Below are 25,467 nucleotides of genomic sequence, written 5' to 3'. Positions count from 1 at the left end.
ACGGCAGATGGGAGCGCTCCCATAGGGTTGTGCCGAAGATCGATGAAAGGGGCCGATCGCGCGGATAATCTACGCGTGAGGCGACCTTCCCGGCGATTATTTCTCCAGTTCAGCGGGCTCGCCGCGCTGACCGCCGCGTGCGCTCCCCGTGATGGGAAGGCCCACGGCGACGCCTTCGCCACGCTGCGCCGCCGGTGGGTGGAGATCACGCTCGGCCATCCGGGGACGTTCGACCCCGGGCGGGAGCCGTACCGGACCCGGCTGGCTCGGCTGGGCGCGCAGGCGCGCCGGCACCGCGACACCATGGTGCCCACCGCGACCTCTCTCTGGCCCGACCTGCCCTTCCCCTCCCTCGACGCCACCCCGGCGCGGCTGCGCGCCATGGCCCGCGCGTACGCGCTGCCGGGCACCGGGCTCACCGCCGAGCCAGGACTCGGCACGGCGGTCGCGACGGGGATCGGGCACTACACGCGGCACGTGTACGCGGAGGACGCCGAGCAGACCGGCAACTGGTGGGATTGGCAGATCGGGACGCCGAGGGCGCTGCTCGACGCCGCCGTGCTCGCCGCGCCGTACCTCACCGACGCGCAGGGCGAGGCGCTCCGCGCGGCCGTGGACACGTTCGTCCCGGAGAGCCGCCTGGACGACTACGAGGGCAACAGCACCGGGGCGAACCGGGTCGACCTCTGCACGGTGACGCTGCTGCGGGCGATCGCCGGCGCGGATCCCGGCCGTGCCGCGCTCGCCGCGTCCGCGCTCTCCCCGGTCTTCCGCTACGTCACCGAGGGCGACGGCTTCCATCGGGACGGCTCGTTCATCCAGCACGGCTCTGTCCCCTACCAGGGCGGGTACGGCGCGGTGCTGCTGACAGGCCTCGCCACGTTGCTCGCGGTGCTGCGCGGCACGCCGTGGGAGATCACCGACCCGGCCGCGCGGACCGTCCTCGACGCCGTGGACCTGTCGTTCGCCCCCTTCGTCCACGACGGCGCGTGCATGGACCTCGTACGCGGACGCGGCATAGACAGGCGGTCGTTCGGCGACCACAGGAGAGGCAGGGAGATCGCCGCCGCTGTCCTGCTGCTGGCCGAGACCGCCCCATCGGCGGAACGGGCCCGATGGCGGGCCATGGTCAAGGGCTGGGCCGTGCGCGGCACCGCCATGCCCATGCTCGGGGCGGCGGCACAGGGCGGTGACCTCGCGTTCCACGCGCGCCTGTCGGCCGTGCTCGACGACGCGACCGTCCCGGCCGCCGCCGAGCCCGCCGGGCACCGCCTGTTCCCCGCGAGCGCGCGCGCCGTTCACCGCGGGCGCGGCTGGTGCGCGGCGCTCAGCATGGCCTCCGCACGGGTCGCGCACTACGAGCACGGCAACGGCGAGAACCGGCGCGGCTGGCACACCGGCTCGGGAATGCTCTACTGGTGGGCGGGCGGACACGGCGACCACTACTCCGACGCCTTCTGGCCCACCGTGGACCCGTACCGCCTGCCGGGCACGACGGTCTCCACGCTGCGCCTCCGCGACGGCGCGGGCGGCGAGTGGGGAGACACCCGCCCGCCGGCGGAGTGGGTGGGCGGCGCGACCGACGGCGCGTACGCCGCCGTGGGCCAGCATCTGTACGGCCTGGGGAGCACGCTTGAGGCGTTCAAGTCGTGGTTCTTCCTCGACGACGCCGTGGTCTGCCTGGGCGCGGGCATCACGTGCCGCGACGGCGTGCCGGTCGAGACAGTCGTGGACAACCGCAGGACCGGCGCCGGGCTCACCTCCGGCGACGGATGGGCGCACCTGGACGGCCACGGCGGTTATGTCGTGCCCGCCGGGCAGTCTCCGCGCACGCTGCGCGAGGAGCGCACCGGCGCGGGGGTCACCCGGGCCTACGTGACGCTGTGGCTGGACCACGGCATCGACCCGGAGGAGGCCGGTTACGTCTACCACCTCCTGCCGGGGGCGGGCCCGGCCGAGACCGCCGCGCGCGCCGCCGATCCCGGCCGGGTCAGGGTGATCGCCAACACCTCGGCCGTGCAGGGGGTCGAGGTCGCGTCGACGGGCCTCACCGCGGCCAACTTCTGGACGGGCGGACGGGCCGGGGGCCTGACGGCCTCCGAGCCGTGCTCGGTCCTCGTACGCGACCTCGGCGACGGCACGGCCACGGTGACGGTGGCCGATCCCCGGTGGGCGCTCGACGGGCTGACCGTGACGTGGGACCGCCCGGTGGCCGGGGTCACGCGCGGCCACCCGCTCCTGGAGCGCGCGGAGACCGGCGCGGGGCTCGCGCTCACCTTCGGAGGGCTGGCCGATCACGAGGGCGCCTCCTGCACGGTGACCGTGCGGCTGGGCGCTTCGACAGCGTGAGCGGCGCCGTGCATGATGAACGCCGTGTCCATCCTTCCCGACGACCTGGAAGACGCGCTGGAGGAGTCGCTCGCACGCTTCCCCGCGGCCGAGCTGACGCGGAGCGTCAGGACGCTCATCCGGCAGTACCGGGAGGGCTTCGACCGAAGCGTGCCCGCGTTGGGCTCGGAGGCCGCGGTCGCCGCGTACGCCGGGTATCGCATGCCCGCGACCTACAGCGCCATGAGCGCCGCGCTGCGTCAGGTGGCCCTGCTCGCGCCCGGGTTCGCGCCGGAGACCCAGGTGGACGTGGGCGGCGGCACGGGCAGCGCGCTGTGGGCCGCGAGCGCGGTATGGCCCGCGCTGCGCGGGGCCACCGTCATCGAGCAGTCCTCCTCCGCCATCGCCTTCGGGCGGCGCCTGGCCGCCCGCGCGCCCGCCGCCGCCGTGCGCGAGGCGCGCTGGCAGCAGGCGGTCGTCGACCGGAGCGTGCCCGCGCCCACGGCCGACCTGGTCACGATGTCCTACGTGCTCGGCGAGCTGTCGCCCGCCGTCCAGGAGGACGTGGTCGAGTCGCTGGCATCGGCGACGGAGCGGAACGCCGGCATGCTCGTGATCGTCGAGCCTGGCACGCCCGCGGGGTACGCCAGGATCGCGGCGGCACGGCGGCTGCTGACCGGGCTGGGCCTGCACCTGGTGGCGCCCTGCCCGCACGTCGGCGAGTGCCCGATCAGCGCGGAGCAGCGGGACTGGTGCCACTTCGCGGTCCGCCTCAACCGCACCGCGCTGCACCGGCGGATCAAGGACGGCACGCTGAGCTTCGAGGACGAGAAGTTCTCCTTCGTGGCGGCCTCGGCCCGGCCGTGGCCGCGGGCGGAGAGCCGCGTCCTGCGTCATCCGCTCAAGCGCAAGGGGCTCGTCACGCTGCGCCTGTGCACGGCGGAGGACGGGCTGGCCGACCGCGCGGTCTCCAAGCGGCAGGGTGAGACGTACCGCGAGGCGCGCGACGCCGTCTGGGGCGACGCGTGGCCGCCGGTCGCCCGTTAGCCGGGCGGGCGAGCAACGGCTCGGCGGTTTCGTAGGATAGGGCGAATCACCGAACGGCCACGGTCTCCGGGCGGCGACCGTGAGACGGAAGGAGCCAGAGGTCAGCACCGTCGACGAAGCGCCCGGCAGGCCGATGCCCCTCGCCTCCGCCGTGGAGGCCGTGGAGGCGGGCCGCCTCGCGGCCGTGCGCCGCTACGCGGCCCTCGACACCACATCGGGCGCAGCGTTCGACCGGGTGGCCACCCTGGCCGCGCGGATCTTCCACGCCCCCTTCGCCAGCGTGACGATCGCCGGCGACGACACGGTCCGGGTCGTCGCCGCGCACGGGCCGCCGCCGCGGAGCGCGCTGCTCGACGGCCTGTGCGCCGCGGCCGTGCGGCACGGCGGGCCGCACGTCGTCGACGACCTGCTGCGGGACCCCCGGGCGGCCGGCGACCCCGTGGTGCGCGGCGAGCCCGGCATCCGCTTCTACGCCGCCGCGGTGATCACGACGGCCGACGGCGAGGCGCTGGGCAGCGTCAACGTCATGGACGTCCGCCCCCGTGAGGCCGGAGACGAGGAACTCGCCTGCCTGCGGGACCTGGCCGCGCTGGTCATGGACGAACTGGAGATACGGCTGGCGGCCCATCGCACGGTCGAGGTCGAAAGGGAGTTACGCGCGGGCGCGGAACGGCTGGCTCGCACCCTGCAGCGCACCCTGCTGCCGCCGGCGCTGCCCCGGGTGCCCGGACTGCGCGCGGCCGCCGCCTATCACCCCGTGTCCGCCGACGAGGTCGGCGGCGACTTCTACGACCTGTTCCCGCTCGACGGCGACCGGTGGGGATTCTTCCTCGGCGACGTCTGCGGCAAGGGCGCCGGCGCCGCCGCGCTGACGTCACTGGTCCGTTACACCCTGCGGGCCGCGGCCGTCTACGACGCCGACCCGCACGCGGTGCTGGCCAACCTCGACGCGGTCCTGCAACAGGAGCACGCGGGCGGCGACGCCCCCGCGCCGTACTGCACGGCCGTCTTCGGCGTCCTGCAGCCGGACGGCGACGGGTTCGGCGTGACGCTCGCCACCGGAGGGCATCCCCCGGCGCTTGCGGTGCGGGCCGACGGCACCGTTGAGCCCATCCACCCGGCCGGGGGACAGCTGATCGGCATCCTGCGCGATCCGCACTTCGCCCAGGTGAGCGCGCGGCTGAACGCCGGTGACGCGCTGCTGCTGTACACCGACGGACTCACCGAGGCCCGGACGCCGACCGGTTCGATGCTCGACGAGGACGGGCTGACCGCGCACCTCGCCGCCGCGGGGCCCACGAGCGCCGACGCCCTCCTGACCACCGTGCACGACCTGATCACGGCTCTGGGCAGGGGGGTGTCGGACGACACCGCGGTCCTCGCCCTTTCCGTCCCGCCAATCACCAGAACACCGTCCTCAGGGAGTCTCGGTGCCGCATGAAAACAACCTGACCGTCGCCCTTCAGCCGCACGTCTCCGGTCCGCGCCTGCTGGTCGTGGCCGGTGACCTGGACCATCACACCACTCCACACCTGCGGAGGGCACTGGAGGAGATCGAGTTCGGCCCCGGCGCCGACCTGGTGATCGACCTGTCCGGGCTGACCTTCTGCGACTCCACCGGCATCGCCACGCTGGTCGCCGCCCACCAGCGCGCCAACGACGCGAGGGGCGCCCTGCTGCTGGCCGGCCTCGACCAGGACATCGCCAGGGTCTTCCAGATCATGGGCCTGGACCGGCTGCTCGCCTTCTACGACAGTCCGGAAGAGGCCGTACGCGCTCTGAGCGGGTGAGCGGGACCGGCGGGCGCGGCTACAGCGGCGCGACGGCGACCATGATGTTCTGCCTGATGTCGCAGTCCTTGACCCGGCGGCAGAAACCGTCCGCCACGCTGGTCGCGCCGCCGGCGGTGCTGACCGCGGTGTGCTGCTGACCCCGGTTCCGCAGGGGACTGCCCAGGTGGAGGATGTTGCGGTTGCGGGTGCCGTTCCCGAGCGAGATCGGGCCGTCCCCGGGGTCACGCCCGGTCCGCGCGCTCACGGGGGCGGCGAGGAGGGCCTGCGCGGCGGCCGCCGCGGCGAGCGCGGCGGCGGACATCGAGACAAGCCGGGACGCGCCGCGTGGAATGAGCACCGCCATCGCCTTTCGCCATGCGCCGCCCGCTCGGCGCGCGTGGTCACACCGTAACCTCCGCGGCGGCGCCCGGGTGGTCACCGGCGCGCGTGTCCCGTCACGTTCTCCCTCGTCACCCGCCTGTCAGCGTCCGGTGATCACGGTGCCGCGCGTCCTCGGGGAGCTCTGGTTGCGGCCGGAGAGGTTCTGGGAGCCCCTGCAGCCGGGCCGGTTCATGCAGTTGGACGCCTGGGTGTTCACCGACGCGTCCACCCCGGTGATGACCTGCTGGGTGCCCGACAGGTTCCGCTGGCTGCCCAGGAACAGCGAGTTCAGGTTGTTGAGGCCGTTGTTGATCAGATAGCGCGAGTTGGCGCCGTTGCCGTCGCCGCCACCGCCGCCGTGCCTGCGGCCGGTCGCCGCGTCCGCGCCCGTCGGGGAGAGCGCCGGGGAGAGCGCGAGGCAGACGCCCGCGCAGGTCAGCGCGGTCAGCGCCAGCAGTCGCGCCGCCGGTCCGATGGACGCGCGCCGCCCCGTGTGACGAGCCATGGTCTTCTACGCCTTCCCCGCCGTCCCCGATGGAGGTCCGCCCGTACGGACCTGCCGGGCATCTACCCCGGAAGGGCGCGTTCGTCACGCTACGTTATCGAGGGTTAACCCCTGTATGGGGATATGGCGGCCCTTCTGGCGGCACGCCTGGTTCGCTCCTCGGCGGGGCCGGTCATCTCGATCTCCCGGTCCGACGCCCGTATGCGCTGCCTCATGTGGCAGGAGCGGGACTCGCGCCCGCAGATCGTGCTCTGCGCGTTCGCGACCCCGCTGACGCCGACCGTCCTCTGCTGGATGCCGGAGCGGCTGCGGGAGCTGCCCACCGTCATCTCGCTGACGTTGCGCATTCCGTTGCCCAGGCGGACGGTGGTGCTGTTGCCGTTGCGGTCGCCCGCCGTGCCGGTGACCGCCGCGAGCCCGGCGGCGGCAGGATGCGACGCGACGAGGGCCACTGCGGCCATTGTGACCGCGACCAGGGTGAGACCCGCGCGCATCAGCGGTCCGCCGCCCGGCGGCCCTCCGGGCCGGTGCCGCGGGCACGGATGTGCTGCGACAGTGAGCAGGCTCGGCCGCCCGGCCTGCACAGGCCGCCCTGCACGCTGCTCACCCCGCCCACTCCGTTGGAGAGCTGGTGGAGGACGCCGCGCAGCCGGGTGCTGCCGATCGTCACCATCGTCCGGTTGGCCGAACCGTTGCCCACGCGTACGGCCGAGCCGTTCCCGTTGCCGTCTCCGGCCCCCGCCGCGTACGCGGTCGCCGGCACGAGGGCCAGCACGGCGGCCGGCGCGAGGGCCAGCACGGCGGCGAGCGTGACCACGACAGGCATGGGCCGGCGCGGCGGGAGTCCAGGGGATCGCGGCAGGGCGCGGATGATGGGCATCGACGGTGCCACTACCCCGCTCGCGGGCCCGCGTCCCGGCCCCGGCGGAAAGCGGGCCGGATCATTACGCGGCCCTTGACCGGCCGGCCTGGTCGTACGAACGGCCCGGCGCCGGACTCGCCGGCCCGGGCCGTTCGTACGGCGGAGCGTGGGACCTGCGGCTACTTGCTGAAACCGGCGGTCAGGCCGCTGAGCAGCTGACGGCGGCCGACGGTGTAGAGGATCAGAATCGGCAGGATGGTCAGCACGACGGAGGCGAGCACGGCGGGCACGTTGACGCCGTACGGTCCTCCCTGGAACGCCGCGAGAGCCAGCGGGAGCGTGCGCTTGTCGGGGCTCTGGGTGAGGATCAGCGGCAGCAGGAACCCGTTCCAGACCTGCAACGCGTTGTAGATCGACACCGTCACCACGGCGGGCCGCGTGAGCGGGAAGGCCAGGCCCCACAGGGTCTTCCACTCGGACGCGCCGTCCAGCCGCATCGACTCGAACAGCTCCTTCGGCACGTCCCTGATGAAGTTGGACAGCACCAGCACCGACAGGGGGATCGCGAAGGCGATCGACGGCAGGATCAGCGCCGTCAGCGAGTCGTAGAGCTGCATCTTGATGATCAGCAGGTAGACGGGGATGACCGTCGCCTGCAGAGGGATGGCCAGGCCCATGAGGAACAGCGAGTTGATCCCGCGCAGGAAGCGGTTGGCGCCGCTGCTCCGGACGATCGCGTACGCCGCCATGAACGAGAACAGCACCGAAGGGATCACCGTGCCGATGGCGACGATGAGGCTGTTCAAGAAGTACAGCGGGAAGTCCATCTCGATCACGAGCCGGTAGTTGTCCAGCGTCGGATCAGCGGGCGGCGCGAACGGGTTGGTCAAGTAGTAGTTGGACTGCGTCTTCAGACTGGTGATCACGATCCAGTAGATCGGGATGAGCACCACGGCCAGCCAGAGCCAGCTCACCAGCCCACCCAGCCAGTTCGGACGCTGTCGGCTCTTCGCCGGATGGCGTCCGTGCGCCCCGGACGTGGCGGGGCGCTTGGCCGCCCTCGATGTGTGGGTCGCGGTCACGGTCAGACCCCTTCCAACTGACTGGCGTAGGGGTCGCGGCCGCCGATACGGCGTAGCAGCAGCGCCAGAGCGAGGCCCACGAGGACGAGGATGACGCCGATCACGCAGGCCGCACCCATGAGGTTGGCCTGGAAGCCGCGCTTGTACATGTCCAGGGCGAGCGCGCGGGTGGCGTCGCCGGGACCGCCCTCGGTCAGCACGAAGATCAGGTCGAAGAAGGTCAGGGAGCCGACGAGCATCAGTGTCGAGGACGTGATGATCGTGTACTTCAGCTGCGGCAGCGTGATGCTGAAGAACATGCGCACCCGTCCCGCGCCGTCCAGTTCCGCGGCCTCGTAGAGCGAACGCGGGATCTGCCGTACGCCGCCCTGGTAGAGGAGCGAGTGGAACGGGATGAACTGCCACGACACCACGAAGATCACGACGCCGAAGGCGAGGCCCGGCTCGCCGAGCCAGTCCTGGGTGAGGAAGTCGATGCCCAGCCCGGCGCCGAGCCCGAAGTTCGGGTCGAGCAGCGCCTTGAAGGTGATCGCGATGGCCGCGGAGCTGAGTAGCAGCGGGATGAAGTACAGCACCGCGAGCAGTTCGCGGTAGCGCTGGTGGCCCGCCAGGAACACCCCGATCAGGATGCTGGCCGGGGTCTGGAAGCCCCAGGAGAGCAGCATGATCAGGAACGTCACCCACAGCGCGTGGGGCAGGCCGGGGTCGGTGAGCACCTGCCGCCAGCTCTCGAGCCCGGTCAGCTGGATCTCGCCCAGGGTGTCCCAGGACGTGAAGCTGAGCAGCAGGACCCCGATCAGCGGAATCAGCGCGAAGACGGCGAAGGCCACCAGGGCCGGCAGCGCCAGCCAGGGCAGGACGCCGCCGCCGCGCGACGCGGCGGCGGACGACGTCCTTCGAGCGGTGATGGCGGACATGCTTACTTACCGATAACCGCGTTCATGTTCGTGGCGAACTGCTGGGGCGAGATCGACAGCTGGAACAGCTTGGCGATGTTGTCCAGCAGCACCTCGGCCGCGGTCGGGCTGAGCGCCTGGTCCCACGACTGGGCGAACACCTTGGCGTTGCTGGAGACGCCGTAGATGAAGTTCAGGAACTCGGCGTCCTTGGAGCCGGCGAACAGGCTGTCGGAGCCCTTGACGATCGGCACGCCACCCGTGCTGACCCATTCCTTCTGCTCTTCGTCGTCGAGCACGCCGGTCGCGAAGAACTTCTTGGCGATCTCCTTCTCCTCGGGCGTCGCCTTGGAGGAGATCGACAGGTACTGGCCGGGGTTGCCGACGGTGTTGGACGGGTCGCCCTTGCCGCCGTCGACCCCGGGGAAGTTCATCCAGCCGAGGCCGCCGCTGGAGACGATGTCGCCGCCCTGCTCCTGCTGGATGCCGTACGACCAGCTGCCGTGCAGCATCATCGCGGCCTTGCCGGTGTACAGCAGCGCCTGGTCGGCGTTGGAGTCGGCGGTGACGGAGGAGAAGCCCTTGATGAAGCCGTTGGCCTTGATGAGCTCCTGCATCTTGGTCAGGGCCTCGATGGACGCGGGGTTGCTCCAGGCGTCCTTCTCGCCGTCGAAGACGGCCTGGAACACCTCGGGGCCGCCGATGCGGTCGAAGAGGAACTCCAGCCACATCATGTTCGTCCAGCGCGACTGGCCGGCCAGCGAGAAGGGCGCGACGCCGGCGTCGTTGAACTTCTTCACCAGGTCCAGGATGTCGCCGTACGACTGCGGCGGCTGCACGCCGACCTTCTCGAAGACCTTCTTGTTGTAGAACAGGACGATCGGCTGGACGGTCTCGCACGGCATCGCGTAGATCTTGCCGTCGATCGTTGCGGCGCCGAAGGCGCCGGGGAACAGCCGGTCCTTCACGGCGGCGTTCTCGCCGAACCACGACGTGAGGTCCTCGACCTGGCCGGCCTGCACGTAGCTGCGCAGACCGCCGCCGCCCCAGCCCCAGATGATGGTGGGCGCCTGGTTCGCGCCGATCGCCGTCTTGATCTTGGTCTTGTAGGCGTCGTTCTGGATCGTGGTGATCGCGATCTGGCCGTTGGGGTTGGCCTTGTTGAACCGCTCGACGGCCGCGGTGCGGGGGGCCTCGCCGGGCGGGCCCTGGAGGAACCAGTAGGTGGCCTTGCCTCCGCCGCCGCCGTCGCCGCCCGCGGCTCCGCCGGAGGCGCCCCCGCCGGAGGGGGCCGGGCCGGACGTGCCGCAGGCCGCCAACGCGGCACCGAGGGGGAGGCCCATGGAAAGGCTGAGGAAACTGCGGCGGGATGGTGTCCTGGACTCCACGCTGATCTCCGTACGTCGAACGCCGAGGCTGGCCGCGGCTCAGTGAAAACGACTCGGACGCGGCAAGGGGGCGACGTGGATCGGCACCCCGGTGCCACTGTCCACTCCTTCTTGAATTCAGCTCGTTCGAAACATTTCGACACAAGCCGCGTGGCACGCCAATCTAGATATGCCGTACCTCACTGTCAAGAGCGCTCTCACGACCCCTCCAGCTCGGCGTGAGGCGTGTGTAAAGTACCGGCGAACAGGCGTATACCGGCTGATCTTGGTCGGCCGAAACCTGCGGAAGATATCGGCCCCGAGGCCGAAATGTTTCGAAACTTCTTTGAGGAGAGCAGATGACGGCCCCTGATCGCACGCACACGGCGGACGGGACGCTCCAGGCGTGGCAGGACCCGGAGCTCCCCGTGGCCGACCGGGTCGAGGCGCTCCTCGCCGAGATGACTCTTGAGGAGAAGATAGGCCAGCTCGGCAGCCGGTGGATCGGTAACGACATGGAACCCGACGAAGAGGTCGAACCCGACGGAGCGCACAACGTCGCCCCGATGCAGGACGTGTTCGCCGCCTCGGGGAGAGTGCCGATCGAGGAGGCGGCCAGGCACGGGCTCGGCCATCTGACGCGGGTCTTCGGCAGCGGCCCCCTGACCGCGGCGGAGGGCGCCGCGGAGGTGGTGCGGTTGCAGGAGGAGGTGGTGAAGCACTCCCGCCTCGGCATCCCGGCGCTGGTCCACGAGGAGTGCCTGACCGGTTTCACCACCTACGGAGCGACCGTCTACCCGGCCGCCATCGCCTGGGGCGCGACGTTCGACCCCGAACTGGTGGAGCGGATGGCCGCCGCGATCGGGCGGGACATGCGCGCCGTGGGCGTCCACCAGGGCCTGTCGCCCGTGCTCGACGTGGTCCGCGACTACCGCTGGGGCCGGGTCGAGGAGACGATAGGCGAGGACCCGTATCTCGTCGCGATGCTCGGCGCCGCCTACGTGCGCGGCCTGGAAAGCGCCGGCGTCATCGCCACGCTCAAGCACTTCGCCGGTTACTCCGCCTCCCGCGCGGCCCGCAACCACGGCCCGGTGCCCATGGGCAGGCGCGAGCTGATGGACATGATCCTGCCGACGTTCGAGACCGCCATCGCCGAGGGCGGCGCCCGTTCCGTCATGAACTCCTACTCCGACGTGGACGGTGTCCCGGCCGCCGCCGACCCGTGGCTGCTGACCGAGGTGCTGCGCGACGAGTGGGGGTTCACCGGGACGGTCGTGTCCGACTACTGGGCGATCGCGTTCCTCGCGAAGATGCACCAGGTCGCCGCGGACCACGAGGAGGCCGGGGTGCTCGCGCTGACCGCGGGCCTCGACGTCGAGCTGCCCGACACGCTCGGCTTCGGCCAGCACCTGGCCGAGCGGGTGAGGCGGGGTGAGCTGCCGGAGTCGCTGATCGACCGGGCCGCGCGCCGCCTGCTCACCCAGAAGGCGGAGCTCGGGCTGCTCGACCCGGACTGGACGCCGGAGAAGTCGGTGGCCGGGGCGGAGGCCGTGGACCTCGACTCGCCGGACAACCGGGCGCTCGCCCGCGAGCTGGCCGAACGGTCGATCGTGCTGCTCGACGCCGGAACCGCGCTGCCGCTGCTGGACGGTGAGAGGACAGGACCGCGACGGCTGGCGGTGGTCGGGCCCTGCGCCGACGACCCCCGCTCGTTCATGGGCTGCTACGCGTTCCCCAACCACGTGCTGCCCCGCCACCCGGGGCTCGGGCTGGGCCTGGAGGCGCCCAGCCTGCTCGACGCGCTGCGGGCCGAGCTGCCGGACACCGAGATCGTCCACGAGCGTGGCTGCGACTGGCGTGACGAGGACCGCTCCGGCTTCGACGCCGCGCTCCGGGCGGCCAGGGAGTCCGACCTGTGCGTGGCCGTCGTCGGCGACCTGGCCGGGCTGTTCGGCAACGGCACGTCAGGCGAGGGCTGCGACGTGGAGGACCTGCGGCTGCCGGGCGTGCAGGAGGACCTGCTGACCGAGCTGGCCGCCACCGGCACGCCGGTCGTGGTGGTCGTCGTTTCGGGCCGGCCGTACGCGCTGGGGCGGGTGCGCGAGCGGGCCGCCGCGCTCGTCCAGGCGTTCATGCCGGGCGAGGAGGGCGGCGCGGCCATCGCCGGCGTCCTGTCCGGCCGGGTGCAGCCCAGCGGGAAGCTGCCGGTGCAGATCCCGCGGACCCCGGGCGGGCAGCCGGGCACCTACCTGCAGCCGCCGCTCGGCTCCCACAGCCACGGCATCAGCAACCTCGACCCGACGCCGCTGTTCCCGTTCGGTCACGGCACGTCCTACACGACGTTCGAGGTCGACGACCTGGAGATCAGCCACGACGAGGTGCCCACCGACGGGGAGTTCACCGTGTCGGTGCGCGTGCGCAACACGGGCGGCCGGGCGGGGGAGGAGGTCGTCCAGCTCTACCTGCACGACGTGCTCGCCCAGGTGACAAGGCCGATGCGGCAGCTCGCCGGGTTCGCCCGGGTGCGGCTGGAGCCCGGCGAGAGCGCGCGGGCGACCTTCGCCGTGCACGCGGACAGGACCGCCTTCACCGGACGTGACCTGCGCAGGATCGTCGAGCCCGGTGACGTCGAGGTGTTCGTGGGCACCTCCGCGTCGGACCTGCCGTGCCAGGGCCGCGTACGGCTGACCGGCGAGGTGCGGCACGTCGGCCGCGGCAGGCGGCTGGTCACCCCCGTGGAGGTGCGATCGGCGGCGGGTTCCGAGCAGGGACGAACAGATGCCGAGTCGTAGGCGGGCCACTCTCGCCATGGTCGCCGCCTCGGCCGGGGTGTCGGTCGCGACCGTCTCGAAGGTGCTCAACGGCCGCAGCGACGTCGCGCCGGAGACCCGGTCCCTGGTGCTGTCGCTGCTGGAGCAGCACGACTACGTCGCGCCGCCGCAGCGCAGGGCCGAGCCCGCGCCCGGCACGATCGAGGTGGAGTTCGACGCGGACCTCAACGCGTACTCCACCGAGATCGTCCAGGGCGCGGTGCGGGCCGGGGCCGATCTCGACGTGGCGGTCGTGGTGAGCATCCGGCGCACCGCCGACCGCACCGCCGGGTGGGCGCGCGATCTGGTGGCCGCCGGACGGCGGGCGCTGGTCGCCGTCACGGGTGAGCTGACCACGGGGCAGCTCGCCGCCCTCGCCAAGGCGCGGCTGCCCCTGGTCGTGATCGACCCGCTGAACCTGCCGCGGGCCCGGGTGACCAGCGTCGGCTCAACGAACTTCGCCGGCGGCCTGGCAGCGACGCAGCACCTGCTCGCGCTCGGGCACCGGCGTGTCGCCTATCTGGGCGGACCGGCCACCGCGGCCTGCAACCAGGCCAGGCTGCACGGCTACCGTGCGGCCATGGAGGCCGCGGAGGCGCCGCTCCTGCCGGGGTACGTGCAGACGGGCAACTTCCACTACCACGACGGCCTGGCGGGCGGTTCGACGCTGCTCGCCCTGTCGGAGGCGCCCACCGCGATCTTCGCGGGCTGTGACGACATCGCGCTCGGCGTGCTGGAGGCGGCCAGGGCGCGGGGGCTGCGGGTGCCGGACGACCTGAGCATCGTCGGTTTCGACGACACCCAGATCGCCCGGATGGCCTCGCCGCCCCTGACGACCGTGCGGCAGCCGCTGCGCGAGATGGGCGCCGTCGCGGTGCGTACGGCGCTGCGCCTGGCGGCGGGGGAACGCATCGAGTCGCACCACGTCGAGCTCGCCACGGAGCTCGTCGTGCGGGGCTCCACCGCCCCTGCCGCGCCCGCGGTCCGGTAGGGGCCTCAGGGGGCGGACCGGTGGCCGGTCACCTGTCGTCCAGGAGCCCGAGCCGCCGCGCCTCCCGCACGGCGTCGTGCCGCGTCCGGGCGTGGAGCTTGCCGAGGACGGCGGCGACGTGAGCGTCCACGGTGCGAACCGACAGCACGAGCCGGGCGGCGATCTCGGCGTTCGTCAGGCCCTCGGCCAGAAGACCGACCACCTCCAGCTGACGGCCGGTGAGCTGGGCGGCGTTCTGTCTCGTCGACGACATGGGACCGCGCGGGACGCGGCTGACGCCCAGCGCCCTGAGCCGCTCGCGCACGCGTCGTCCGAGCGGTTCCGCACCGAGGCCGTCGAGTGTTCTCAGCGCGATGAGCAGGTCGGCGGGGTCGTCGCTCTCGGTGAGCGCGAGCGCGTGCTCGTACGGGTAGCCCGCGCGCTGCCACACTTCGGCCGCCTCGCGCCACTGTCCGTGCGCGAGCAGCGCGTAGGGGTGTCCGGAGAACTCGGCCCCGACGGGGGTGCCCACGCGGCGCAACCAGTGTCCGAGCTCGGCCCGGTCGCCCTTGAGGCCGTGGCGCCGGACTTCCTCGTACCACGGAAGCACGGCGGTGACCGCGGCCGCCGCGTCACCGTCGAGCCAGGCCGCTTCGAGGAGAGCCGAGGCGGCGGGGGCGAGGCGCTGTGCCTCGCCGAGTCGCCGGGCGATCTGCCATGCCTCGTCGAGTATCTCGCGCCCGCCGGGCAGGCCGCGGCGTACGCGTGCGCGTCCCTGCACGACCAGCGCCTCTCCGCGTGTGATCGTCTGGGCGTCGAGCGCCAGCTCCGCCTGACGCTCGGCCTGGTGCAAGTGGCCCCTGGCAAGACTGATCACACTTTCGCAGACGCGGAAATGGCGCAGATAACCGAGGAACTCCCCTTCGTCGGCGAACTCCAGAGCGTCGCGGAGAACGGTCTCGGCCTCTGCGATCTGGCCGCTGTCGATGAGCAACCACACCAGGGCCGTCCACACCCGGCAGGCATGCTCGCCCTCGCCTGCCGCAAGCGCGACCTCCAGCGCTTCGGCCAGCACCGTCCGGGCATCGGACTGGTAGACGTACCACAGCGACCCGCCGATGTTCGTCAGCGCGTGCGACAGGATGGCGGCGTCGTCCAGCTCCCGCGCCATCCGGGCCGCACGACGGCCGATCGTGATGCTCTCCTCCAGCCGCCCGGACAGCATGTGCAGATGCGACTCGTTGCTGAGCGCAAGGGCCAGCGCACGCGCGTCGCCCGCGTCGGTGAGGATCACCGTGGCCTCGGCCGCGGCCGCCTCGGCCGCCGGCCGGTCGACCGCCCACCAGTGCATGCGGGACAGCCAGCGCAGGGCGAGTCCCAGCGCCACCGGATCCCTCAGCTCGCGGCGTAGCCGCACCGCGTCCTGCTGCGCGGCCACGGCGAGATCGGCCAGTCCGACCGTGTAGCACTCCACGGCGTAGCCTTCGAGCAGTTCGGCCTGATCCGCCGGGGTGAACGCCGCCCGGCGTTCGACGAGGCGCCGGTAGTGCGCGACGGCCTCGGTGTGGGAGCCCGCCGAGGCCGCCTCGTGTGCGGCCGCCCAGCCGTACTTCACGATGATGTCGTCGTCGCCCGCCTCCGCCGCGTGATGCACGACGCGCGAGACGTCGACGGAACGGCCCGCGTCGAGCATCGCCCGCAACACGGTCCGGTGGCAGGCCACACGACGTGTCACAGGCATGGAATCGACAATGGACCGGCGCGTGAGCTCGTGCCGGAAGGCCACGCGGTCCGCTTCGAGCACCAGCACACCGGACCGCTCCGCCGAGGCCAGCGCCGGCAGGCCGCCGGGAACGATCGTCTCCGCCAGCCACCGTTCCACGCTGGACGGGATGACGGACAGCAGCTCCAGCGCGTCGCGCGCCGACACGTCGAGGCTGTGCAGCCTGGCCTGTACGGCCTCGCTGACCGTCGCGGGGACTTTCTCGTGGTCGTGCGCGGCCAGCACCTCCACGACGAAGAACGGGTTGCCCGCCGTCAGCGCGTACAACCGGTCCACGTCGATGTCGTGACCGTCGCCGAGCCGGCGCACCGCGTCGGGCGACAGCGGGGGCAGCGCCAGCCGGCGGACGCGCTCCGTCCTCGCGACCACTCCGAGCAGGTGCCGCAGCGGGTGATCCCGGGTCAGCTCGTCGTCGCGATACGTCAGCACCAGCACGGCCGGCATCGTGGACACCCGGCGGGCCAGGAAGCGCAGCACGTCGAGTGTCGCCTCGTCCACCCAGTGCAGGTCCTCGACCACGAGGACGGTCGGGCCCGCGCCGGCCAGTTCCGCCTGGAGCAGCTCGATCACCCGGGTGCGGTCAGCGGATTCCAGAGCCTCGGCGAGGGCGGCCCCCACCTCGCCGGCGAGATCGCGTAGCGGGCCGAACACCCGCCGGGTGGCGAGGTCGTCGCAGTAGCCGACCAGCAGACGGCCGTCCGGCGGAAGCATGGAGGACAGCGAGCCCGCCAGGTTCGTCTTCCCTATCCCCGCCTCGCCGTTGATCAACACGATCGAGCCCATGCCGCCCGCCGCTTCGCGTACGGCCGCGCTCAGCTCCGCCAACTCCTGCTCGCGCTCGAGCATCGGCCCGCCCATGCCCGGATTGTGGCACGGAGCGGATCTTCCAGATATAGGTAGCGCGCGACCCCGGAATAGGTAGGCGTTCCGGATTCCGAGCGAATCGCGCCCTGCCTAGCGTGTTGTCACATCGAACCCGCCGGGTACCGCCGCAGGATCACGGGTCTGGACCATGACAGGAAATCAGGGCAGCCGCACCGACCGCTGGACCATCGACGTTCTGGGGCCGCTCGACGTCCGTAGCGCGGGGCGTGCCGTCGCACTGCCGCCGCGGCGCAGGAGCCTGCTGGCGGTGCTGGCGCTCAGAGCGGGCGGCGTGGTGACGGCCGACCAGCTGACGGACGGGCTGTGGGGCGAGCTGCCCCCGCCCACGGCGATCCGTACCCTGCATGCCCACATCGCCAAGCTGAACGCCGTTCTCGCGGACTGCGGGGACGAGCGGGTGATCCGGCGGCGGGACCCCGGATACGTGCTGAACACGGACACGGTGCGGATCGACCGGGACCGGTTCGAGGAGCTGACGAGGAACGGGCAGCGGCTCTCCGCCGATGGGCGCTTCGCCGAAGCCGCGCGCAGCTTCGAGAGCGGGCTCGCGCTGTGGCGAGGGGACGCCCTGTCGGACTGCCGCCTGTACGGCTGGGCGGTCACGGAGCAGGTGTACCTGGAAGAGCTCAGGATCCAGGCCTACGAGGGCCTGTTCGCCGCCGGACTGGCCGCGGGCCTGACCCCGGAGCCCGAGAGGACCGAGCGCCTGATCGCCGCCAACCCCCTGCGTGAGCGGCTGTGGGAGCTGCTGATCGTCGCGCTCCAGGTGAGCGGGCGGTCAGGTGACGCGCTCGCCGCCTACCGGCGCGCGCGCCGCACCCTCGTCGATGAACTGGGCATGGAGCCCGGTGAGGGCCTCCGGCAGGTCGAGGCCGGTGTGCTCCGCGGCGTCACAGAGCCGAGGGCGCTGCTCGGTCTGGCGCCGTCCCCGGAGACGAGGACGGGAGCCGCCGGGCCCGCGGCTCCGCACACCCTGCCCCAGGAGGTGAGCAGCCTCGTCGGGCGTACGGCGGACATCGCGGAGACACGGGCCGCGCTGCGGCGAGCGCGGCTGGTGACACTGACCGGGGCGGGCGGGAGCGGGAAGACCAGGCTGGCTGTCGCGGTGGCCCGGGCCGCGGCGGACGACTTCACCGAGGCCGCTTTCGTGGACCTCGCCGCGACGCACGACGGGGACGGTGTCGCGGACGCGATCGCCGCCGCCATGGAGGTGCGGCCGTCGGCCGGCTCCCGCATGCCGGACGAGCTGGCCGGGCGCATCCGCCACGACCGCGTCCTCGTCGTCCTGGACAACTGCGAACAGGTCGCGGCCGAGTGCGCGGAGCTCGCCGGGCGTCTGCTCTCGCGCTGCCCGGGGCTGCGGATCCTCGCCACCAGCCAGACGACGTTGCGCCTCCCGGGGGAGGAGGTCCGCGTCGTGCCCGCGCTCGGCCTGCCGGATCCGGCCCGCGTCCACACCGCCGCGGATCTCGCCGGGTACGACGCCGTCACCCTGTTCGCGGAACGCGCGGGAATCCGGCGGATCGAGGTGCTGTCCGCGGCGGACGCCCGCGCTCTCGCCGCCATCTGCGCCCGATGCGACGGCTTGCCGCTCGCCATCGAACTGGCGGCGGCGCGGGCACGGCTGCTGACCCTCCCCGAGATCGCCCACCGGATGCGGGAGCCGTACGAGGTGCTGGTGGACGGCCCGCGCGGGACCCGGCCGCAGCACCGCGCGCTGCGCGCGACGGTCGAATGGAGCTACGGCCTGCTGAACGAGGAGGAACGCGGCGCGCTCAGACGGCTCAGCGTCCTCAGCGGCGGCTTCACCCTGGAGGCCGCGGCCGCCGTGCTCCCGGGGATCCCGGTGCTCGGGACGATGAGCAGGCTCGTGGACAAGTCGCTGCTCAAGGCCGTTCCCACGCCGTCCGGGATGCGCTACCGGCTGCTGGAGACGATCCGAGGCCACGCTCACGAGCGGCTGGAGGCCCATCCGCTCGAGCACACCCGAGCGCGCCGCGATCACGCCGCTTACTGCCTGAGCAGAGCCGAAGCGGCGGAACGAGGACTTCAAGGGCCGGACCTCGGCGCCCTGAAGGCGGAGATCGCCGAACACCACGAGGACATGCGGGCGGCGACGGCCTGGCTGACCGCGCACGACCCCGAGTCGGCGCTCCGCCTGGCCGCGTCCCTGTGGCGGTACCACTACCTGCGAGGACGGTACGGCGAGGGCCGCGCGTGGCTCGGATCCGCGCTCGCGGCGGCGACGCCCGCCGTGCCTCGCCGGGTGCTCGCCAAGGCGTACTGGGCGGCGGCGCGGCTCGCGGCGCTGGAGTGCGACTACCAGGAGGCCGCCGGGCTGGCGGAAAGCGCGATCGAGGCGTACGGCGGCGAGCGCGACGCCGAGGGCGTGGCGCGGTCGGAGGAACTGCTCGGCTCGATCTTCAGGGAGCTGGGCGACTACGGCAGGGCGATCGAGCTCGGCCGGCGGTCGCTCGCCGCGGCGGAGCGGGGCGGCGACCCGTGGGCCACCGGTCACGCCTCGCAGCTTCTCGGCTTCGCGTCCTGGCTGTCCGGCGACTTCGACTCGGCCGCGCGGCTGTCCGGCGCGGCCATCCGGGTGCTGACCCGCGTCGGCGACCGGGAGCGGCTGGCCTGGTGCAGGCTCGACCTGGGCGCGGTGGCGCTCTACACCGGAGACCTCGGCGCCGCCGCGCACCACCTCGGCCAGGCGCTTCCTGCGTTCTCCGAGCTGTGCTTCAAGGAAGGCATCGCCTGGGCGGAGAACCTGTTCGCGCTCGTGGACCTGAAGCTCGGGCGGGTGGACCACGCGCTCCGCCGCCTCGCCCTCAGCCTGAGCCTGCACCACGAACTCGGCGACCGCTGGCGACAGGCGAGCGTCGTCGACGCGCTCGCGCGGGCGGTCGCGCTGTCCGGCGACGGCGCGTTCGCGGCCGAGTTGCTCGGCGCCGCCGAGCACATCAGGAAGGAGATCGGCACCCCGGTGCCCTTCTGCGAGCGGGCCGCGCACGAGAAGACCCACGCCCTGGTCCGCGCCATGGTGACGCCCTCCGCGTACGAGAACGCCCGTCTGCACGGCACCGGCCTCGACGTCGGACGGCTGCGGCGGCAGATCGCCCGCCTGCTCGGACGGGCCACGGCGCCGGGGGCCGCCGAGCCGTCGCTCGCGGTCGCCCGTTAGGCGCGCATCACCGCCTTATTCATTCGACCGGGTCGCGCTCATAGGAGCGAAAAGGCTCGGCCTTTCCCGCATGCGCGGAAAAGGAAAGAGAAACCGAATCCCTGCGCGGTAGCGTTTCCGCACTTCAGCGCCGTGGCAACCGTCCGGCAACAACGCCCGGTTATCAATGAATCGCACGGGAACGGCGAGCGCCAGTTTCCCGCGGAATGGTCCTGATGAATGAGTGGAACACGTCGCCGGATCTCCTCTGTCCCGGCCGGCGTGAGACGGACGACGGGTGAACCCATGAGTGTGGAGAACGCGCACGGCGCGCGGGAAGCGGCGGCGGTGGACGATTCACGCCTGCTGCAGGACATCGCCCTCGCTGTCCTGGCGCGGGAGAGCAGTGGCGGCTGGAAGTTCGAGCCGGGCAGATTCTGGTGCCTGCTGACGCCCCCGGAGGGCCGGACACCCGGCCAGGGGTGGAAGCTGCACCTGTCGGCCACGCAGTTGTCCGCGCCGGTCGTGCTGGCCCGCGCCGCCGAGGTTCTCGTCCGGGCCGGATGCGCGTTCAAGTTCGCGCGAGGGCTGAACGAGCTGGCCGACCTGCTGTCCAACACCGTCGACCGTGGCAGCGGAGGGAAGTTCGTCACCGCGTATCCCAGCGACGACGAGCAGTTCCGCCACCTCGCCGCCGAGCTGGACCGGGCGACCGACGGACTCCCCGGCCCGGCGATCCTGTCCGACCGGCGGCTGCGTCCCGGCAGCCTGGTGCACTACCGCTTCGGCGTTTTCGGCGCCAAGCCGGTGCTGACCAACGACGGAAGCTTCGAGTCGAGGCTGACCGGTCCTGACGGGAAGACGTACAAGGACCAGCGCCTGGCCTGGTTCAGCCCGCCGCCGTGGGCGGAGCCGCCGCTGCCCGCGCCGGAGCCGGTGGCCGCGAGCCCCGCCGCCGCGCCCGGCCCGGTGCTGATCGGCGAACGCTTCGTGGTGGCGGAGGCCGTCAGGCACTCCTACCGTGGCGGTGTCTACCGCGGCACGGACCAGCGGACCGGCGATGAGGTCATCCTCAAGCAGGCGCGGCCACACGTGATGGGTCAGCTGAGCGGCACCGACGCGCGTGACACGTTGCGGCACGAGGCGGAGATCCTCGATCTGCTCGCCCCCGAGGGGCTGGCGCCCCGCAAGGTGGCCCTGCTGACCCAGCAGGAGAACCTGTTTCTGGTGCAGGAACTGGTGCCGGGCCTCACGCTGCGCGCCTGGGCGGCCGAGCGCGCCGGGCGGACGCCGGGCGCGGGGCTGCCGCCGGCCGAGGTCCTGGACAAGGCCGGCCAGCTGGTCGAGACCGTGGCGGCGGTCCATGAGCGAGGCCTGGTGCTTCGGGACCTCAACCCCAACAACCTCATGGTCACTCCGGACGGCCGGCTGCGCCTGATCGACCTGGAGTTGGCGGTCGCCGCGGGCTCACCCGTACACAAAGCCTTCACTCCCGCCTACGGCGCGCCGGAGCAGACATCGGCGGCCAAGTACGGCAGGGCGCCCTCCCAACGGGCGGATCTGTACAGCCTCGGTGCGACGATCTTCTATCTGACGTCCGCGGTGGATCCGCTTCTCGTCGCGGACAGACCGGCCACCCGCCGCACCGAGGAGCGGACAGCCGAGTTCGTACGGCTTCTCGGGGCAGGCACGCCGGCGTTGCGGCGCCTGTCTCCGCTGGTGCTGGGCCTGATGAGGGACGACCCCGAGCAGCGCTGGACGTTGACCAGGGCGCGGGAGTTCCTGGCCGCGGCGACGTCCGGCGACCCAGTCGAGCCCGGCGATCCCACGGAGCCCGGCGGCGACGGCCGCCTGCCGGAGACGCTGGCGGATCGGCTGGTCCGCGACGGGCTGAGCCACATCCTCGCCACGATGGACCCGCAGGCCCCACGGCTGTGGACGGCGGGCGAGTTCGGCGAGACCACCGACCCGTGCAACGTGCAGCACGGGGCGGGTGGGGTCCTGGGCGTGCTCACCCGTGGCGCCCGGCTGCTCGGCGAGGACCGGCTGCGCGACGCGACCGCGACGGTGGCCGGCTGGGTTCTGCGGCGCCTGCACGACATCCCCCGCGTCCTTCCCGGACTGTACTTCGGCCGGTCGGGCACGGCCTGGGCGCTGTACGACGCCGCCCGCCTGCTGGACGACGACGAGATGGCCGCGCAGGCGATCGAGCTGGCCAAGAAGGTCCCGGTGGACTGGCCCAGCCACGACGTCTGCCACGGTGCGGCCGGCGCCGGAATGACCCAGATGCACCTGTGGCTGTCGACCGGCGACCCCGAACTGCACGACCGCATCGTGATCGCCGCGGACAGCGTGCTCAAGGCGGCCCGCGAACGCGAGGACGGGCTGACGGTCTGGCCGATCCCCGAGACGTTCGAGTCGGAACTGGCCGGGCTGGTCCACTACGGCTTCGCGCACGGCGTGGCCGGAGCAGGCGCCTTCCTGCTGTACTCCTGGCTCGCCACGGGCCGCGCCGAATACCTGGACGCCGCCCAGCGCGCGGCGGACACCCTGGCGGCGGTCGCCGACGTGGAGGGCGACGCGGCCTGGTGGCCCAGCGGGGAGAAGGAGGACGCCGCCCGCTCCCGGATGCGGCACTGGTGCAGCGGCTCCTCGGGCGTCGGCACGTTCCTGATCCGGCTGTGGGCCGCCACCGGGCAGCGGCGCCACCGGGATCTGGCGGAGAAGGCGGGGGCCGCGATCCGCCAGGGCATGTGGCACTCGGGCATCAGCTCCTGCCACGGGCTGTCCGGCGACGCCGACTTCCTGCTCGACCTGGCCGAATTCACCGGTGAGGAGCGCTATCGCGGCTGGGCCGCCGAGTTGGCCACCGCGATGTACGCCAGGAACACCCTCCGCGACAACCTCATGGTCCTGCCCGACGAATCCGGCACCGAGATCCACCCCGCCTACAACACCGGTTTCGGGGGTGCGGTGGCCTTCCTCCTGCGGCTGCGCCACGGCGGCCCCCGGCTGTGGATGCCCGACGAGCTGCTCACCCGCCCGCACCCCGGCATCCGGCCCCACCACAGCCGGCAGCAGCAGGGGCGGTGCGACTCGTGACCACGACCACAGCGGCCGTACCGGCCGCCGCCCGGGCGCGGACCCGGATCAGCTTCTCCTTCGCCCACGACGGCAGCCACGCCGCCTGCCTGACCGGCGGGGGCGGCTCCCCGCTGGCCCTGGAGCTGTGGTCGTTCACGGCGTCGGCGGCGGACCGCCGGATCCTGGCCACCCGCCACGGGGAGACCACCTGGACCCAGCTGCTGTGCCGGGCCGACGGCCGGGTGCTGTTCACCCGGCCGGGCCGCGGCCACCACAACGTCGTACTGGCGGAACCCACCGCCACCGGCCTGGTCGAAAGGACCCTGGTCACCATCGACCGGCCGGCGGTACGACTGGTCGCCACCCCCGACCGGCGGGCGCTCGCGCTGGCCATCGGGCGGGGCGAGACCGGCTCCTCGGTCATCTGGCGGATCCTGGACAGGGAACCATGGCTGGAACAGGTGGCCGAGCTCGCGGGCACACTGAGCGGCCCCTGCCCGCTGGACCGCTCCGGCGCGCTGCTGGGGCTCAACCAGCAGCGGGATGGGGCGCTCGTACGGCCGGTCGCGGTGGACCTGGAGGCGGGCCGGGTACGCCCCGTCCCCGGCACGACGCCCGGCCAGCACGTGCTCCTCGCCGCGCCGCGGTCGGGACTGCTGCTGCTTGCGGAGAAGGCGGGAGAGGGATTCCGGCTCGGCCACACGTTCGCGGGCGACCCCGCACAGCCGCGCTTTCCCGACGTCCTCGACGCCATCGAGGGCAGCGTCGCGCCGATGGCCGTCGACCCCACCGGAGAGCACGTCGCGCTACGGGTGAACCGCGGTGCGCGATCCCATCTGATGATCTACACCCCGCGGCTCGACCGGGTCCGCACCATCCCCACCCCGCCCGGGGTCGTCCAGAGCCTCGCCGCCTGGGGGATGGACGGCTTGAGATTCCCGTTCTCCTCGCCGACGAGGCCGAGCGGGGTCGCCACGGTGGACACGACGACGGGCGAGTGGAGCCTCGTCGCCGACGAAGGACACACGTGGGCGGATGCCGAGGTCCAGGAGTTCACCGGCCCGGACGGGCCGATCGAGGCGGTGGTCTACGGAGACTGGCGCACCTCGCGGCACGTCCTGGTGTTCCTGCACGGCGGGCCTGAAGCGGCCACCCAGTTGGAATTCGACCCGCTCATGCAGGAGATGGCCGCCGCCGGGATCGCCGTCGTCGCCCCCAACTACCGGGGCAGCACGGGATACGGCCTGCCGCACCAGCGGGCCCTGCACGGCGCCTGGGGCGGCCCCGACCTGGCCGACGTACGGCACCTCGCCCGGCAGTTGAGCCGTGAAGGCCGGAATCTCATGCTCTATGGCACCAGCTACGGCGCCTACCTCGCGCTGCTGGCCGCCGGCGCCGACCCAGGACTGTGGTCGCGCTGCGTGGCGGTGTCCCCCTTCCTGTCCGGCGAGAGCCTCCACGCGGAAGGCTCGCCGCCGGTACGCGCCCTCATCGATCGTCTCGGCGGCCGTGCCGTCGTCCGCGACGACCTGGGTCCACGGGACGTGGCGCGGCTCTGCGACCGGATCACCGCCCGCCTGCTCGTCGTCCACAGCGACAACGACGAGGTCATTCCGGTGAGCCAGTCCCGCCGGCTGCGCGAACGCCTTCTGGAGGCGGGCCGGCACGAGGGACGCGACTTCGTCTACCTGGAGCCGCCGACCGGCGGCCACGATCCCATCCAGGGCGGTCACGGCATCGAACTGACCAGGTTCCTGCTCCGGTTCCTGCTCGCCGGCTGAGCCCCGCGCATCGACGCCCTGACCCATGAACCCGGCCGGACGGTCCTGTCCGGTCTCCACCACGGCGACGAAAGGAGGTGAAAAGAATGGCGATCGACATCAGCGCGCTGGACATGCTCCCGGCCGAATCCGCGGGCCTGGGCCCCTGCCGCCCCGGTACGTGCTTGTTCACCTGCATCACCGTGTCGTGCACGTACACCTGTGAGCTGACCGAGGCCGGCTGAGCACCGCGACGGCCGCATCCGAACGGTCGGAAAGGAGGTGAAAGAAATGACGATCGACATCAGAAGCCTGGACATGCTCCCGGCCGAGCCGAACGGGCTCGCGCCGTGCGGCTGGTTGATCACCTGCGGGATCACCTGCGTCTACCCGACGTGTGACTACACCTGCAACGGCCCCACCAACGCGTGAACCACGGTTTCCGCCAAAGCCGAGGAGAAAGGACGGCAGAAGGCGCCGCTGCGGAACGCCGTCCTCCGATCGCGGAAATTTCCTGACATGACCTGAGCGGAGGTCAGGAAACGCGGGGGTGTGGGTGCGACACCACGCCCGCACCCCCCACCGGCGCTGCTCAGGGCCGGAAACGAGACAAAGAAGCGACAGGGAGTGGAAGAAATGTCGAGCGACATCGTCGTGCTGGAAACGCTGCCGGCCTCCGCGGCGGCCGGGCTCAGGCCGTGCCGGCCGGTCACCTGCGAGGACACCTGCTACATCACCTGCACGGGCATCACCAACCCCCCGTGAACACGCCTCG

At 72.4% G+C, this 25,467-nt stretch carries 20 protein-coding genes; 12 read left to right on the top strand and 8 right to left on the bottom strand.

Annotation, left to right across the window (positions count from 1 at the left end; translation table 11 throughout):
* The first annotated feature begins 75 nt into the window (after window positions 1–75).
* The 4 genes from HHX31_RS15325 to HHX31_RS15310 all read left to right on the top strand — a co-directional run bounded on the left by HHX31_RS15325 (window position 76) and on the right by HHX31_RS15310 (window position 5,165).
* On the top strand, window positions 76–2,349 hold the full coding sequence (locus tag HHX31_RS15325) for a polysaccharide lyase 8 family protein (protein ID WP_311931807.1): 2,274 nt from the start codon (window positions 76–78) through the stop codon (window positions 2,347–2,349).
* Window positions 2,350–2,373: 24 nt separating this feature from the next.
* Window positions 2,374–3,375 carry a small ribosomal subunit Rsm22 family protein gene (locus HHX31_RS15320; RefSeq protein ID WP_211589766.1) on the top strand — a complete coding sequence of 334 codons (1,002 nt, stop codon included), beginning with the start codon at window positions 2,374–2,376 and terminating at the stop codon, window positions 3,373–3,375.
* A gap of 79 nt (window positions 3,376–3,454) precedes the next feature.
* Window positions 3,455–4,816 (top strand): PP2C family protein-serine/threonine phosphatase, encoded by a 1,362-nt coding sequence (locus HHX31_RS15315; RefSeq protein ID WP_211589765.1) that lies wholly within the window; start codon window positions 3,455–3,457, stop codon window positions 4,814–4,816.
* Complete coding sequence (locus tag HHX31_RS15310; protein WP_311931806.1) at window positions 4,806–5,165, top strand: STAS domain-containing protein; 360 nt, start codon at window positions 4,806–4,808, stop codon at window positions 5,163–5,165. Before HHX31_RS15315 ends, HHX31_RS15310 begins: the two co-directional genes overlap by 11 nt.
* 19 nt (window positions 5,166–5,184) lie before the next feature.
* On the opposite strand, the gene HHX31_RS15305 is transcribed toward HHX31_RS15310, so the two are convergent.
* From HHX31_RS15305 to HHX31_RS15275, 7 genes are all read right to left on the bottom strand, one after another.
* Window positions 5,185–5,505 carry a hypothetical protein gene (locus HHX31_RS15305; protein WP_169948953.1) on the bottom strand — a complete coding sequence of 107 codons (321 nt, stop codon included), beginning with the start codon at window positions 5,503–5,505 and terminating at the stop codon, window positions 5,185–5,187.
* A gap of 123 nt (window positions 5,506–5,628) precedes the next feature.
* Window positions 5,629–6,033, bottom strand: coding sequence for a hypothetical protein (locus tag HHX31_RS15300; RefSeq protein WP_169948952.1), 405 nt, complete (start codon window positions 6,031–6,033; stop codon window positions 5,629–5,631).
* 104 nt (window positions 6,034–6,137) lie between these two features.
* Window positions 6,138–6,527, bottom strand: a complete 390-nt coding sequence (locus HHX31_RS15295) for a hypothetical protein (protein WP_169948951.1) — start codon at window positions 6,525–6,527, stop codon at window positions 6,138–6,140.
* On the bottom strand, window positions 6,527–6,859 hold the full coding sequence (locus tag HHX31_RS15290; RefSeq protein WP_169948950.1) for a hypothetical protein: 333 nt from the start codon (window positions 6,857–6,859) through the stop codon (window positions 6,527–6,529). The genes HHX31_RS15295 and HHX31_RS15290 overlap by 1 nt, the downstream gene beginning before the upstream one ends.
* Before the next feature lie 215 nt (window positions 6,860–7,074).
* Complete coding sequence (locus HHX31_RS15285) at window positions 7,075–7,869, bottom strand: carbohydrate ABC transporter permease (RefSeq protein ID WP_311931805.1); 795 nt, start codon at window positions 7,867–7,869, stop codon at window positions 7,075–7,077.
* A gap of 110 nt (window positions 7,870–7,979) precedes the next feature.
* Complete coding sequence (locus tag HHX31_RS15280; protein ID WP_169948948.1) at window positions 7,980–8,894, bottom strand: carbohydrate ABC transporter permease; 915 nt, start codon at window positions 8,892–8,894, stop codon at window positions 7,980–7,982.
* Between the two features lie 2 nt (window positions 8,895–8,896).
* Window positions 8,897–10,216 carry an extracellular solute-binding protein gene (locus HHX31_RS15275; protein ID WP_169948947.1) on the bottom strand — a complete coding sequence of 440 codons (1,320 nt, stop codon included), beginning with the start codon at window positions 10,214–10,216 and terminating at the stop codon, window positions 8,897–8,899.
* A gap of 383 nt (window positions 10,217–10,599) precedes the next feature.
* Here HHX31_RS15275 and HHX31_RS15270 point away from each other — a divergent pair, with 383 nt between their 5' ends.
* Both HHX31_RS15270 and HHX31_RS15265 read left to right on the top strand, forming a co-directional pair.
* Window positions 10,600–13,032 (top strand): glycoside hydrolase family 3 N-terminal domain-containing protein, encoded by a 2,433-nt coding sequence (locus HHX31_RS15270; protein ID WP_169948946.1) that lies wholly within the window; start codon window positions 10,600–10,602, stop codon window positions 13,030–13,032.
* Entirely contained in the window at window positions 13,019–14,041 is a 1,023-nt protein-coding gene (locus HHX31_RS15265; RefSeq protein ID WP_169948945.1) for a LacI family DNA-binding transcriptional regulator, read from the top strand. Before HHX31_RS15270 ends, HHX31_RS15265 begins: the two co-directional genes overlap by 14 nt.
* Window positions 14,042–14,069: 28 nt before the next feature.
* Here the strand turns inward: HHX31_RS15265 and HHX31_RS15260 are convergent, their stop codons facing one another.
* Window positions 14,070–16,661 (bottom strand): AAA family ATPase, encoded by a 2,592-nt coding sequence (locus HHX31_RS15260; RefSeq protein ID WP_169948944.1) that lies wholly within the window; start codon window positions 16,659–16,661, stop codon window positions 14,070–14,072.
* Window positions 16,662–16,815: 154 nt separating this feature from the next.
* Between HHX31_RS15260 and HHX31_RS15255 the strand changes: the two genes are divergently transcribed.
* From HHX31_RS15255 to HHX31_RS35105, 6 genes are all read left to right on the top strand, one after another.
* A complete protein-coding gene (locus tag HHX31_RS15255; protein WP_169948943.1) occupies window positions 16,816–19,869 on the top strand; it encodes a BTAD domain-containing putative transcriptional regulator in 3,054 nt (1,017 codons plus the stop codon).
* Between the two features lie 285 nt (window positions 19,870–20,154).
* On the top strand, window positions 20,155–22,950 hold the full coding sequence (gene lanL / locus HHX31_RS15250; protein WP_169948942.1) for a class IV lanthionine synthetase LanL: 2,796 nt from the start codon (window positions 20,155–20,157) through the stop codon (window positions 22,948–22,950).
* Complete coding sequence (locus HHX31_RS35675) at window positions 22,947–24,713, top strand: S9 family peptidase (RefSeq protein ID WP_169948941.1); 1,767 nt, start codon at window positions 22,947–22,949, stop codon at window positions 24,711–24,713. The genes lanL and HHX31_RS35675 overlap by 4 nt, the downstream gene beginning before the upstream one ends.
* A gap of 86 nt (window positions 24,714–24,799) precedes the next feature.
* On the top strand, window positions 24,800–24,937 hold the full coding sequence (locus HHX31_RS15240) for a hypothetical protein (RefSeq protein ID WP_169948940.1): 138 nt from the start codon (window positions 24,800–24,802) through the stop codon (window positions 24,935–24,937).
* A 46-nt stretch (window positions 24,938–24,983) separates the two neighbouring features.
* Window positions 24,984–25,124, top strand: coding sequence for a hypothetical protein (locus HHX31_RS15235; protein WP_169948939.1), 141 nt, complete (start codon window positions 24,984–24,986; stop codon window positions 25,122–25,124).
* 204 nt (window positions 25,125–25,328) lie between these two features.
* Window positions 25,329–25,457 carry a hypothetical protein gene (locus HHX31_RS35105; RefSeq protein ID WP_283244498.1) on the top strand — a complete coding sequence of 43 codons (129 nt, stop codon included), beginning with the start codon at window positions 25,329–25,331 and terminating at the stop codon, window positions 25,455–25,457.
* Window positions 25,458–25,467: the final 10 nt, after the last annotated feature.

Source organism: Microbispora sp. H11081 (assembly GCF_012999535.1).
In the GTDB taxonomy this organism is placed as follows: Bacteria; Actinomycetota; Actinomycetes; order Streptosporangiales; family Streptosporangiaceae; genus Microbispora.
Note: the sequence above shows the minus strand (reverse complement) of the source record. Positions and strands in the feature narration are given on the sequence as shown.

What these genes read in the sequence shown, in the direction of transcription:
- HHX31_RS15300 (WP_169948952.1), bottom strand. Translation starts at nt 6,033, where the DNA reads ATGGCTCGTCACACGGGGCGGCGCGCGTCCATCGGACCGGCGGCGCGA.
- HHX31_RS15295 (WP_169948951.1), bottom strand. Translation starts at nt 6,527, where the DNA reads ATGCGCGCGGGTCTCACCCTGGTCGCGGTCACAATGGCCGCAGTGGCC.
- HHX31_RS15290 (WP_169948950.1), bottom strand. Translation starts at nt 6,859, where the DNA reads ATGCCTGTCGTGGTCACGCTCGCCGCCGTGCTGGCCCTCGCGCCGGCC.
- HHX31_RS15280 (WP_169948948.1), bottom strand. Translation starts at nt 8,894, where the DNA reads ATGTCCGCCATCACCGCTCGAAGGACGTCGTCCGCCGCCGCGTCGCGC.
- HHX31_RS15275 (WP_169948947.1), bottom strand. Translation starts at nt 10,216, where the DNA reads ATGGGCCTCCCCCTCGGTGCCGCGTTGGCGGCCTGCGGCACGTCCGGC.
- HHX31_RS15270 (WP_169948946.1), top strand. Translation starts at nt 10,600, where the DNA reads ATGACGGCCCCTGATCGCACGCACACGGCGGACGGGACGCTCCAGGCG.
- HHX31_RS15265 (WP_169948945.1), top strand. Translation starts at nt 13,019, where the DNA reads ATGCCGAGTCGTAGGCGGGCCACTCTCGCCATGGTCGCCGCCTCGGCC.
- HHX31_RS15260 (WP_169948944.1), bottom strand. Translation starts at nt 16,661, where the DNA reads ATGGGCGGGCCGATGCTCGAGCGCGAGCAGGAGTTGGCGGAGCTGAGC.
- HHX31_RS15255 (WP_169948943.1), top strand. Translation starts at nt 16,816, where the DNA reads ATGACAGGAAATCAGGGCAGCCGCACCGACCGCTGGACCATCGACGTT.
- lanL (WP_169948942.1), top strand. Translation starts at nt 20,155, where the DNA reads ATGAGTGTGGAGAACGCGCACGGCGCGCGGGAAGCGGCGGCGGTGGAC.
- HHX31_RS15240 (WP_169948940.1), top strand. Translation starts at nt 24,800, where the DNA reads ATGGCGATCGACATCAGCGCGCTGGACATGCTCCCGGCCGAATCCGCG.
- HHX31_RS15235 (WP_169948939.1), top strand. Translation starts at nt 24,984, where the DNA reads ATGACGATCGACATCAGAAGCCTGGACATGCTCCCGGCCGAGCCGAAC.
- HHX31_RS35105 (WP_283244498.1), top strand. Translation starts at nt 25,329, where the DNA reads ATGTCGAGCGACATCGTCGTGCTGGAAACGCTGCCGGCCTCCGCGGCG.